Annotated in this window: 11 protein-coding genes and 1 tRNA gene; 6 read left to right on the top strand and 6 right to left on the bottom strand. The window is 33.4% G+C overall.

What is annotated here, in order from left to right; translation table 11 throughout:
- Positions 1–104 precede the first annotated feature (104 nt).
- From BM246_RS08365 to BM246_RS08345, 5 genes are all read left to right on the top strand, one after another.
- The gene (locus BM246_RS08365) at positions 105–1,076 is read left to right on the top strand and encodes a M23 family metallopeptidase (protein WP_042496732.1); all 972 of its coding nucleotides are present in this window, start codon (positions 105–107) and stop codon (positions 1,074–1,076) included.
- Positions 1,076–1,405: a MerR family transcriptional regulator gene (locus BM246_RS08360; RefSeq protein WP_042496730.1), complete on the top strand. Its 330-nt coding sequence runs from the start codon at positions 1,076–1,078 to the stop codon at positions 1,403–1,405. Before BM246_RS08365 ends, BM246_RS08360 begins: the two co-directional genes overlap by 1 nt.
- A gap of 118 nt (positions 1,406–1,523) precedes the next feature.
- Positions 1,524–2,117, top strand: coding sequence for a LemA family protein (locus tag BM246_RS08355; RefSeq protein WP_042502666.1), 594 nt, complete (start codon positions 1,524–1,526; stop codon positions 2,115–2,117).
- A 49-nt stretch (positions 2,118–2,166) separates the two neighbouring features.
- Positions 2,167–2,607 carry a TPM domain-containing protein gene (locus BM246_RS08350; protein ID WP_042496726.1) on the top strand — a complete coding sequence of 147 codons (441 nt, stop codon included), beginning with the start codon at positions 2,167–2,169 and terminating at the stop codon, positions 2,605–2,607.
- A 47-nt stretch (positions 2,608–2,654) separates the two neighbouring features.
- Complete coding sequence (locus tag BM246_RS08345; RefSeq protein ID WP_074937084.1) at positions 2,655–3,467, top strand: TPM domain-containing protein; 813 nt, start codon at positions 2,655–2,657, stop codon at positions 3,465–3,467.
- Between the two features lie 80 nt (positions 3,468–3,547).
- Here the strand turns inward: BM246_RS08345 and BM246_RS08340 are convergent, their stop codons facing one another.
- Both BM246_RS08340 and der read right to left on the bottom strand, forming a co-directional pair.
- On the bottom strand, positions 3,548–5,668 hold the full coding sequence (locus tag BM246_RS08340; protein ID WP_074937082.1) for a M3 family metallopeptidase: 2,121 nt from the start codon (positions 5,666–5,668) through the stop codon (positions 3,548–3,550).
- A gap of 80 nt (positions 5,669–5,748) precedes the next feature.
- Positions 5,749–7,053: a ribosome biogenesis GTPase Der gene (gene der, locus BM246_RS08335; RefSeq protein WP_074937080.1), complete on the bottom strand. Its 1,305-nt coding sequence runs from the start codon at positions 7,051–7,053 to the stop codon at positions 5,749–5,751.
- Positions 7,054–7,150: 97 nt separating this feature from the next.
- Here der and BM246_RS08330 point away from each other — a divergent pair, with 97 nt between their 5' ends.
- Positions 7,151–7,648, top strand: coding sequence for a GTP-binding protein (locus BM246_RS08330; RefSeq protein WP_074937078.1), 498 nt, complete (start codon positions 7,151–7,153; stop codon positions 7,646–7,648).
- Between the two features lie 143 nt (positions 7,649–7,791).
- Here the strand turns inward: BM246_RS08330 and era are convergent, their stop codons facing one another.
- The 4 genes from era to BM246_RS08310 form a co-directional block, all read right to left on the bottom strand.
- On the bottom strand, positions 7,792–8,673 hold the full coding sequence (era, locus tag BM246_RS08325) for a GTPase Era (protein WP_042502661.1): 882 nt from the start codon (positions 8,671–8,673) through the stop codon (positions 7,792–7,794).
- 165 nt (positions 8,674–8,838) lie between these two features.
- On the bottom strand, positions 8,839–9,564 hold the full coding sequence (locus tag BM246_RS08320; RefSeq protein WP_074937076.1) for a BamJ family beta-barrel-assembly machinery protein: 726 nt from the start codon (positions 9,562–9,564) through the stop codon (positions 8,839–8,841).
- A 188-nt stretch (positions 9,565–9,752) separates the two neighbouring features.
- Positions 9,753–9,834: transfer RNA gene (locus tag BM246_RS08315), tRNA-Tyr, on the bottom strand.
- Positions 9,835–9,892: 58 nt separating this feature from the next.
- Positions 9,893–12,643, bottom strand: a complete 2,751-nt coding sequence (locus BM246_RS08310) for a TonB-dependent receptor (RefSeq protein WP_074937074.1) — start codon at positions 12,641–12,643, stop codon at positions 9,893–9,895.
- Positions 12,644–12,647 lie beyond the last annotated feature (4 nt).

Here is a 12,647-nt window from a genome sequence, read left to right as displayed (position 1 = left end):
TATTATTCTATTAATAATAAATGATTAGCTTTGTTCGTTCTGCTTTTAAAATTTAAAGCACTGAAACAAAAATTGTAAAGCGCAAAAATAGTATAAAAATAGTAATGAGTAAGGTAAAATATTATTACGATTCTGATTCACTTTCTTACAGAAAGATTGAGCGCCGAAAAAGAACGACGTTTAAGTATGCTTTTATGTTTATTTTAGCATCGGCACTCTTTGGTTTTTTGTTCGTTTTTATAGCAAGTCAATACGTAGAATCGCCCAAAGAACGGTCTCTCGCAAGAGAATTACATAACATGCAATTGCAGTATGAATTGCTGAATAAAAAAATGAACGAAGCCGAAAACGTTTTGGCTAATGTTGCCGATAGAGACAACAATATTTATCGTGTTTATTTTGAAGCTAACCCAATTCCGGAAGCACAACGACGCGCTGGTTTTGGTGGAATTAACAGATATAAAAACTTAGAAGGCTTTGATAACTCTAAACTTATTATTGAAAGTAATAAGCGTTTAGATATTTTACAAAAGCAAATTGTTGTGCAATCTAAATCGCTAGATGAAATTGCTGTACTTGCTAAAGAAAAAGAAAAACTGCTAGCAGCAATACCAGCTATTCAGCCCGTGAATAACAAAGATTTGAAACGTATGGCCTCTGGTTATGGTATGAGATCGGATCCTTTTACAAAGGCTCGAAAAATGCACTGGGGTATGGATTTTACAGCTCCACGTGGCACGCCTGTTTACGCTTCAGGTGATGGTATTGTGGTTCGTGCAGATTCTGGATCTACAGGTTATGGAAACCATATTAGAATAGATCATGGCTTTGGATACATTAGTTTATATGCGCATTTATACAAATACAATGTGCGAAAAAATCAAAAAGTACAACGTGGTGATTTAATTGGATTTGTTGGTAGTACTGGACGATCGGAAGCACCACATTTACATTACGAAATTTTTAAAGACGGCGACCGCATAAACCCAATGAACTTCTACTACGGAAGTTTAACTGCGGAAGAATACAGTAAACTTTTAGAACACGCTTCATTAGAAAATCAATCTTTAGATTAATGCATATAGATTTACCAGAAAAGCGATACTATGCTATTGGAGAAGTGGCCAAAGCCTTTGGCGTGAACACCTCTTTAATACGTTTTTGGGAAAAAGAATTTGATGTCCTTAAACCTAAAAAAAATGCAAAAGGCAACCGTAAATTTACACCAGAAGATGTTAAAAACTTAAAATTTATCTATCATTTGGTGAAAGAGCGAGGCTTTACGCTAGAAGGTGCGAAAACACATTTAAAGGAAGAAAAAAAAGAAGCACTAAGCAACTTTGAAATTATTAATACTTTAGAGAATATTAAAACGCAACTTATCAAAATAAAAGAACATCTTTAAGTTTCAACTAAAGATGTACTGAAGTTAAACTAAATTTTATTTCTTAAAACAGTAACTTTTTAAGAAATATTGGGTCTAACATATTGAGAACTAAAATCAACATTCAAATTATTTTATCATGAAAAAATTTTTACCATTAATTATAATTGCAATTCTTGCCATTGGCGCATACTCTTGGGGTAAAGGATTTAACAATACCGCTGTAACTTTAAAAGAAACAGCAACTAAAACTTGGGCAAATGTAGAAAGTAGCTACCAACGTAGAAACGATTTAATTGGCAACTTAGTAAAAACAGTACAAGGTGCAGCCGATTTTGAAAAAGGGACATTACAAGCCGTTATAGAAGCACGAGCTAAAGCAACTTCTATTACTATAGACCCAACAAATATTACACCGGAACAATTAGCAAAATTCAACCAAGCACAAGGCGGCTTATCTGGAGCTTTAAAAAGTTTATTAGTAACTGTAGAGCGCTATCCTGATTTAAAAGCAAATCAAAACTTTTTAGAATTACAAAGTCAATTAGAAGGTACAGAAAACAGAATTAACGTTGCTAGAGATCGCTTTAACGAAACCGTAGAGCCATACAATATGCATATTAAAACGTTTCCTAATTCCATATTAGCAGGTTTATTCAATTTTGAACCATTAAATTATTTCAAAGCTGAAGCTGGAAGTGAAAAAGCGCCAGACGTAGACTTTGAATTCTAATAAACGCATCTATTATATTTAATATTTCACCAAAGTAAACAAAACGAGCATGTCTAATAAAGTTGAAGCATTTTTAACAAGCGAAGAAGAACAAGACATTGTTGAAGCTATTCGTTTAGCCGAATTAAATACATCTGGAGAAATAAGAGTTCATATTGAAAACACTTCTAATGGCGATGCTGCACATCGAGCTTTAGAAGTGTTTCATTATTTAAAAATGGACAACACAAAATTGCAAAACGGTGTACTTATTTACGTCGCCATAGATGATAAAACGTTTGTAATTTATGGTGATGAAGGTATAAACAAAGTTGTTCCAAAAAACTTTTGGGACAGCACAAAAGATGTGATGCAATCGCACTTTAAATCTGGTAATTTTAAGCAAGGTATTATTGAAGGTATTCAAAAAGCCGGCGAACAGTTAGAATCTTTTTTCCCTTGGAAACATGATGATATCGACGAATTATCTAACGAAATCTCAAAAGGATAGTGAAAAACATGCAGCACTCAGCATCTAGTATTCGGTCGCAGTTTAAAATGAAAAATCTTTTTTTCGTTGTTTTACTCACTACACTTTTATGCACTAACTTTTCTTTTGCACAATATGAAATTCCTAAAACACCGGATTTTCAAACGAGTGTTTACGACTACTACAATCTTTTAAGTGCATCACAAAAAAGCAACTTAGAGCAAAAACTTATAAAATATTCCGACACGACTTCAACCCAAATAGTAGTAGCTATTATTGCTTCCACCGAAGGTGAAAACATTAACTATTTAGGCGCTAAATGGGGACAAGCCTGGGGAATTGGACAAGCGAAAGAAGATAACGGCGTGCTTATTCTATTAGCTCGTGATGATAGACGTATTGCCATTAACACGGGTTACGGCGTAGAGCATTTACTAACCGATGCGATGTCTAACAGAATTATTAACCTTGATATTATTCCATATTTTAAACAGAATGATTATTACGGTGGATTAAACAAAGGTGCCGATGCTATTTTTGAAGTACTAACAGGTGAATACAAAGGAACAAGACAAGCTTCTAATCAAGAAGGTATTCCTGTTGGTTTTATTATGCTATTGGTATTTATTTTTATCGTTATACTTATCTCTATTTCCAAAAACAATCGCGGTGGCGGTGGAAATAACAGAGGAAATAGATCTGCAGGATCCGATATACTCGAAGCTATTATTTTGAGTAATATGGGCCGTGGCAACTACCGAAGAGGCTCTTCTGGAGGTTTTGGTGGTGGCTTTGGAGGCGGAAGCTCTAGCGGAGGTGGTTTTGGCGGAGGCTTCGGTGGCGGAGGCTTTGGTGGAGGCGGTGCTTCTGGTGGCTGGTAAATTTATACCATAAAAAAAAGGAAGGCATTTATTAACGCCCTCCTTTTCTATATTTATTAAAAAAAATTAATCTACTTATTTTAGAAGCCTACATTATTAATGTAAGCATCCACTTCCATATCATGTCCAACAAAATCGGTAAAGGCTTTATTTAAGTCAACACTATTACCAACAGATAATATATGTTTTCTAAAACGTTCTCCGTTTTCACGATTCATACCACCGTTTGCTTTAATCCAATCGTAAGTATTATAATCCAATGTTTTACTCCACGTGTAAGCATAATATCCTGCAGAATAACCACTACCCCAAACATGTGCAAAGTAAGGTGTATGGTATCTAGAAGGCACTTCACTTACTAGTAATCCATTTTTAGCTAAAGCTTCTTTTTCAAATTCTAAAACAGGTTTAAAATCTGCTTCGTTTTCTACAGTATGCCACATCATATCAATAACAGATGCTGCTAATAATTCTGTTACATCATAACCTTTATTAAACATTTCAGCCTTCATTAACTTATCAATTAAAGCCTGAGGAATGGTTTCTTTAGTTTCGTAATGTATTGCGTAGTTTTTTAAAACATCTGGCTCTAAAGCCGCGTGCTCATTTATTTGAGAAGGAAATTCAACATAATCTCTAGGTACGCTTGTACCAGATAAAGACACATATTGTTGGTTAGCAAATAAACCATGTAATGTATGGCCAAACTCATGAAACATAGTGGTTACATTATCGAAACTTATTAAACTGGGGTTACCTTCAGTAGGTTTTATGTAATTAAATACATTAACAATTACTGGTTTTTGCTTTAAATAATGAGACTGATTAACAAAACTATTCATCCAAGCACCGCCTTTTTTAGTGTCGCGTGTGTAAAAATCTAAGTAGTACAATGCTAAGCTAGACCCATCTTTATCAAAAACTTCATAAGTAATAACATCTGGATTGTAAACCGGTAAATCTGTACGTTTTTTAAACGTAATACCATACATACGTTCCGCAGCATAAAACACACCATTCTCTAAAACCGAATTTAATTCGAAATAAGGTTCAAGTTCTTTTTGATCTAAATCGTACTTAGCTTTTTTAACTTGTTCTGCATAAAAACTCCAATCCCATGGTTCTAATTTAAAACCACCATTTTGAGCATCTATAATACTTTGTATATTGGCAGCTTCTTTTTTTGCTTGAGCCACGGATGCTTTGCCTAATTCTGATAACAGATTTAAAGCACGATCTGGAGTTTTAGCCATTTGGTTTTGAAGTTTCCATTCTGCGTAATTTTTCTTTCCCATTAATTGGGCTTTTTGCATACGTAAAAGCGCTATCTCTTCTACAACTTGCCTAGTATCTGCAGCGTTATTCTTTTCAGCTCTTGTAAATGAAGCCTCAAATAACTTTCTACGGGTTTCTCTATTTTTTAGCACCGCTAACAAAGGTTGCTGAGTAGTATTAGACAATCCAAGAACATATTTCCCTTCAAGTCCAGCTTCTTCAGCTTTTAGCTTTGCTCTTTCAATATCATCAGAACTTAAGCCATCTAATTCTTCAACAGTATCAACAACCAAAGCCGCTTCTTTACGCGCTTTTAACAACCTACTATTAAACTCGGTTTTTAAAACGGAAAGTTTTTTATTAATTTCCATCATCTTCTCCTTGTCTTCACTAGATAAACTGGCGCCTGCCATTTCAAAACGCTTTAAATAGTAATCGACTAACTTTAAATCTTCTCCCTTTAAGGTTGAAAGATCTAATGCTTTTATACGATTATAAATTTTAGAATTAAGATAAATATTATCGGAATGCGAAGAAAATATAGGTGCATACTCCTTCTCTATGGCTTGTAATGTAGGGTTGGTACTAGAGCCTGTAAGATTGTAAAATACATTTGTTGCTCTATCCAACACCTCTCCACTTAATTCGAGTGCCAATACGGTATTTTCGAATGTTGGAGCTTCTGTATTGTTGGTTATCGCATCAATTTCAGAATCGTGTATTTTTAGACCTTCTTTAAAAGCAGGCACAAAATCTTCATCTTTAATTAAATCAAATTGAGGAGCCTGATATTGTAATATACTTTTTTGAACTAAAGGATTCTGGATTTCATCTATTTTTTCTTTGGTTTTAGACGTACAAGAAAATAAGACAACATTAACTAGAACCAAGCATATAGCGTGGTGCTTTGTAAGGTGATTTATCATTGTTTTAGATTAAGTTATTAGTATATAAAAATACATAACTTAATCTAAAAACAACGCTATAAAATTATCAGTTTTTTGATTTACTTTTTACGCATGTAAACACTAATTGGAACGCCTTTAAAATCAAACTTTTCACGAAGTTTATTTTCTAAAAAACGTTTATAAGGTTCTTTTACATATTGCGGCAAGTTACAGAAAAATGCAAACTGCGGCTGCGGTGTTGGCAACTGCATAATGTATTTAATTTTAACGTATTTTGCTTTGTATGCTGGTGGTGGATAGTTTTCAATAAGTGGTAAAAACACCTCGTTAAGCTTACTTGTTTTTATTTTTTTAGATCTGTTATGGTAAACCTCAACAGCCGTTTCAATAGCTTTAAAAATACGTTGCTTTGTTAATACAGAAATAAAAACAACAGGCACATCTGTAAACGGCTCCATTTGTTGTTTAATAACGCGCTCGTACTCTTTCATTGATTTGTGGTCTTTCTCTACTAAATCCCACTTATTTACAAGAATAACAATACCTTTTCTGTTTCTTTGGGCTAGCCAAAAAATATTTTGAACCTGACCATCGAAACCACGAGTGGCATCTAAAACTAATAAACAGACATCGGCATGTTCAATAGCACGAACAGATCGCATTACAGAATAAAACTCTAAATCTTCTTTCACTTTAGATTTTCTTCTAATCCCAGCAGTATCTACTAAATTAAATTCAAATCCAAAACGATTATATTTTGTATCAATAGAATCACGAGTTGTTCCTGCAACATCTGTAACAATATATCTATCTTCTCCTATTAAAGCATTTATGAATGATGATTTTCCTGCATTAGGACGGCCAACTACCGCAAAACGAGGTAATACTTCCTCTTCTACTTCTTCCTTTTCAGGTAAAGCTTCAACTAAAGCATCTAATAACTCTCCGGTTCCACTACCATTTATACTTGCAATGGTAAAATATTCACCTAAACCTAAAGAATAAAACTCTACAGCATCTGCAGCACGTTTACCGTTATCAACTTTATTTACAACAAGAAAAACAGGTTTATTTACTTTACGTAACAACTCTGCAACATCCTCATCCATTCCAGTAACACCAGTTTCAACATCTACCATAAAAATAATGGCATCGGCTTCATCTATTGCTAATTCAACTTGTTTATCAATTTCTGCTTCAAAAACATCATCACTACCTAAAACGTATCCGCCGGTATCAATTAACGAAAATTCTTTACCGTTCCAGTCACTTTTACCGTAATGGCGATCTCTTGTAACACCACTAACGGCATCTACAATAGCCTCACGGCGTTGTATTAAACGATTGAAAAAAGTTGATTTGCCAACATTTGGTCTTCCTACTATTGCTACTATATTACTCATAAGTTTTGTTTTTATGCATTACATATCCTGTAAGCGGCTGCAAATATAGTGTTTAGTTCGATAGAAAAGAGTATTTTACTTTCCTAATGAATTAATTATGAATACACCACTAAACGAAATTGTACTTAGACCTCGGTTTAAAATGCAACTACCAAGAACAAATACCTCGGTTTTAAAGGACTTTGAAGACAGCAGGACCCTACAGTCTGATTTTATTGTATCTACAGTTGACGATCATGTATTTATCAAACTTCCTAAAGAAAAACAACATTTTTGGTCACCGCAACTACATTTAGAGATTAATGAAGTCGATGAAAACAACTGTTTATTACGTGGTTTGTTTGGGCCAAGTCCAACCGTTTGGACTATGTTTATGTTTTTTCATTTTGCCGTTGCTATGCTTTTTATTGTGTTTAGCATTTGGGCTTATAGCAATTGGGCTTTAAAAGCCTCTTACCAAACGCAAATAATAGGGTTGGTTGTTTTAACAGGAATTTGGTTTGCATTATACTTTGCTGGTAGAGTGAGTAAATTTTCTAACCAAAAAGAAATGAATGCCTTATACAATTTTATGAATAGTATTTGTAAGGCATAAAAAAAGCTCTAATTGCTACCAACCAAAGCTTTTAAACTAAACTAACTCAAACTTTTCAAAATACCAATTTTTTGAATGGTACAAAGATGCGACTCAAGTTTTAACTAAAGGTTACCTAATTAAAAAGATAACGTTAGTTTTTTTTACTGGTTATATCCAAAACGTCTTAACTGCTTTTGGTTACTTCTCCAGTTTTTATTCACTTTTACATACAGTTCTAAGTGAATTTGTTTACCGAAAAACTTTTCTAAATCTTTTCTAGCTTCTACACCTACGCGTTTTAAAGCTGTGCCTTTATGGCCAATTATGATACCTTTTTGAGTTTCGCGCTCTACCATAATTACAGATCGCATTCTAATAATTTTTTCTTCCTCGAAAAACTCCTCTGTTTCTATTTCTACAGCATAAGGAATTTCTTTTTTGTAATGAAGAAGGATTTTTTCGCGAATAGTTTCATTTATAAAGAAACGCTCTGGTTTATCCGTTAATTGATCTTTTGGATAAAAGGCTGGAGATTCTGGCAATAACTCGATAATTCTATGAAATACTTCTTTCACTTGAAAACCTTGTAAAGCCGAAATAGGAATAATTTCTGCATTTGGCACTTTCTCTGCCCAAAGTTGCACTTGAGTCTCTAATTGTTCCTGATCTGATATATCAATTTTATTCAAAAGTAATAAAACAGGGATTTTAGACGCTTTAATTTTATTAAAGAATGCTTCATCTTTTAAAGCTTGTTCTCCAATTTCTACCATATAAATTAATATATCCGCATCTTCAAAGGCCGATTTTACAAACCCCATCATAGATTCTTGCAACTCGTAAGCTGGCTTAATAATACCAGGAGTATCACTTAATACAACCTGAAAATCGTCTCCATTTACAATACCTAAAATTCTATGGCGTGTAGTTTGTGCCTTAGAAGTGATGATAGATAATTTTTCACCTATAAAGGCATTCATTAGTGTTGATTTTCCAACGTTTGGATTACCAATAATATTTACAAAACCTGCTTTATGGTTCATAGTCTTCAATTTATTAAGTTGCAAAGTTACAACCTTTATTTTTTTGAATTTACTAAAACAAAAAAGACTGCCATTTTCAGGCAGTCTTTTTTATATATTTAAACATTTCATTCTAATTACAAGTTGAAAACCTCAACATTACAATTGAAAGAATAATGTTTTAAATTACTTAATGATTTCTAACAATTCAACATCGAATACTAAAACATCGAAAGGCTTAATTTTTCCACCTCTTGGAGTTGCTCCGTAACCTAATTCTTGCGGTACAAAGAATTTATATTTAGAACCTACAGACATTAACTGTAAACCTTCTGTCCACCCTGGAATAACTTGTGTTACACCAAAAGTAGCTGGAGTTCCACGATCTACAGAACTATCAAAAATAGTTCCATCGGTTAAGGTACCATGGTAATGTACTTTTACTTGAGAAGCTGTTGTTGGTTTTTCACCTGTTCCTTCTTTCTCAACAATATATTGTAAACCACTTTCTGTTACCTGAACACCATCTTTAGATTTGTTTTCTTCTAAAAATTTCTCACCAGCTAATTTAACTTCACCAAACTCAGCTTCTGCTTTTTTAGCAGCTTCTTCTTTTTGTTTAGCGATATCAGCTTGTTGTTTCTTTTGGAAATAAGCTTGTACTACTTTTTGAGCTTCTGCTTGATCTATTAAAATATCAGTAGAATCAATAGCGTTCATAAACCCTTGAATAAACAACTCGTTATCAAATTCAGAGAAACTAGTTTTTACATTTCTAGCAACATCCATACCGATAGCATAACTTACTGAATCTAATTCTGTTTTTACAGGCTTTTTTGTAACTCCTGTGTTATTACAAGATGCCATTAATGCTGTAAGAGCAACTAGGCTTAAAACTTTAATTGTTTTCATTTTTTTGTGTTAAATTAATTTGCAGTCAAATGTAACAAAATTATAATAGCTACAAAATAGCTTTAAGCTCTATTTAACAAAAAACATTAGGCCGATACTTACACAACACTTAAGAAATGATAACTAATTTAATCTAGAAAGTATCTAAAATTAAAAAGCCTGCTAATAGCAGGCTTTTCGGTTTTAAGTGGGGAGAGCAGGATTCGAACCTGCGAAGACGTAGTCAGCAGATTTACAGTCTGCCCTCGTTGGCCGCTTGAGTATCTCCCCAAAACTGACCGCAAATATATTACTGTTTATTAATTCTACAAAACAAATTTCGTTTTTTTTACAATTCGTATCTAATTCTAAAAGTTAAAAAGCGTGGTTGTATATAATATTCGGTTGCGCTTACAGAAATTGTGCCCACACTACTCTGGTTTTGAGACCTGGTATTTAATAAGTTAGTTGCTTTAACTTCGTATTCCCATTTGCTGTCCTCATCTTTTTTATAAGCTAAAGACGCATCCCAAAACTCATAAGAATTTATTGTTTTTTCTTCATCTGAAAAGTCATTATATGAATAATCGGTCTTAAAAGTGAAACTTTTTAAGATTAAAGCATCAAATTCTACCGATGGTGCCTTAGTAAAAAACTTTGTTCTTTGTGTGCCTTGGTCATTATCTTGAATACTGTAACGGTACCCTAATTCAAAATTTGGCGCTTCTTTAAAATTAGTTCTTAATTCCCCTCTATAAGTTTGCGAATAAGTTTCGTTAGCAAATGGCAAATCGTTTACAAGCTGGTTGTATTTGGTATAACTTAAGTTACCCGTAGCTGTTGCTCTAAACTTACCCATTGTTTTTTGAACTCGAGCATTAGCACTAGCGCTTTCATCGGCTAGATTTGAATTATAAGGACTACTAACTCTAATAACACTTCCGAGAGGTAATTCGGAATTTGTTCTAATTCTATCTACTGTTTTGCTATAATTTAATCGCGCCGAAACATTGGTGTAATTAAACATATTAAAACTGAAATAAGATAAATTGAAGTTATGAGCCAAAGCACTTTCTAATTCCTGATTTCCAGAAAAAACAGAACTATAATCGTTTAAAACTAAACCTCTAGCTAATTGATTAACATCGGTAAAGTTAGTTTGCATATCGTAATTAAAAATAATACGCTCACTCTTTTTTAACTGAATCAACATATTAAAATCTGGTAGTAATCTAAAAAAGTTATCGGTATAATCTAAATCAAACTGATCATTTTTCGCACTATAAGCATGTGCAGAAAAACCAGGCGTAAATGTAAAAATTCCAGATTTTAAGCGGTAATGCGCTCCTGCATAAACATCGGTAAATGTGTAAGCAATATCATTTGTATCTAAACCATCGTTAATGGTTGGAGTGGAGTTAAAATCGGTATCATCATCTAAAGTTTGAAATATATTAGAATCGAAATCTTGTTTACTATAGATGGTTCCCACAGTAAAATTAACATCACTTTTTTGATTTAGAATATTCCAATAATCAACCTTAGCATCCATTTGATTAGATTTTACGCGCTTATCCTGATTGATATCATATTGAATTTGATCTCTATCGAAACCTAAATCACTAGCTGTTTCATCATAAGCATCACTCGGGTTAATAGGGTCGTCTAAATCATTATCGTTATTAGTCGGGTCGTTTTCTAGAATAGCATTGTAAAAAGGATCTTCATCTTGCCATAAATGTTGCACTTCTAAAGCAAAAATATTCTTCTCGTTTAACGTGTAATAATAATTCAAGTTTTGATTAATACTAAATGGTGAAGAACTTTCTAGCTCACTAACATCTCCAACTCGAGATGATAATACAAACTGATCTTGCGATTCCTTAGATGTTCTAGCCAACACATCATAATCTAATTGATTACTTCCGTTTGGTTTGTACTTGGCACTAAACTTCAACATAGCCATATCGCTACGTTGGCGTGTATTGCTTTCTTTATTTTCATCACGAGAAGCATCATCTAAAAATTGCACATCGCTAATTTCTGTTAAATCTGTTCGGTTACTTAACAGAATCGCGAAACCACTTAAATCTAAAGTTGGTTTAGGTGAATAACTAAAATTGGCTGCTCCAAATTTGGTGTTAATATTTTTGGCTCTATTATTCTGAAGTGATAAGAACCCTAAATTATTACTGCCTAAATCTATGTTTGTTCCACTACTTCTGCTTGGAGCTCTAAAACCACCAGTAAAGTTGAAATAATCGCGACGTGTAAACGCTATTTCGCCAATATTATTTAAATCTCCAATTACATTTATACTGTATTCCGGACTGTAGTAAAACAATTTTGGCTGAAATAAATACAATAAATCATTATCTGAAGTACCACCACCGGCAGTAACATTTCCGAACCAAAAATTCTTTTTACCTTGTTTAAGTCTAATATTTATAGCAATGTTATCTTGGTTATTGGTTACTCCACCTAATTGGCCAACTTCGGCATAATTTTTAAGCACCTCAACTTTATCAATAGCATTTGCAGGAATGTTTTGAGTGGCCAACTTAGAGTCTCCATCAAAAAACTCTTTACCCTCAACCATAACTTTACCAACTTTTACGCCTTCTACTTCAATTTCACCATCATCATTAATCTCTACTCCTGGTAGTTTATCTAAAACATCTCCTAGTTTTCGTTCTGTACCTGATTTAAAAGAATCTGCATTATAAACAATAGTATCACCTTTAATGGTTACAGGCATTTCGTAAACTAACTCTACAGCATCTAGCGTATTATCTTCAACTAAAACAAAATCTTGAATTATTGCGCTTTCTTTTGTAATCACCTCAGCCTGTCCCGTTCTCATGCCGATATAACTCACTTGAATATTATACTTGGCATTTTTCTCTACTGAAAGTTTGTAACGACCATCTGGGTTTGTAATACCATAAGCATCTAGCTTTTGCGTATCTTGATTTATAGCAATAACATTTGCTAATTCTAACGGGTCACCAATACTATCTCTAACAACACCTTCCAGTTTAACTTGAGCAAAGGTTGTACTTACCGCTAAAAGCAGTGCAAAAACGATTAAATTTTTCACAGAA

This window comes from Algibacter lectus, from assembly GCF_900112395.1.
Classification (GTDB): Bacteria; Bacteroidota; Bacteroidia; order Flavobacteriales; family Flavobacteriaceae; genus Algibacter; species Algibacter lectus.
The sequence above is the reverse complement of the archived record's forward strand: the minus strand, read 5'-3'. Positions and strand labels throughout refer to the sequence as shown.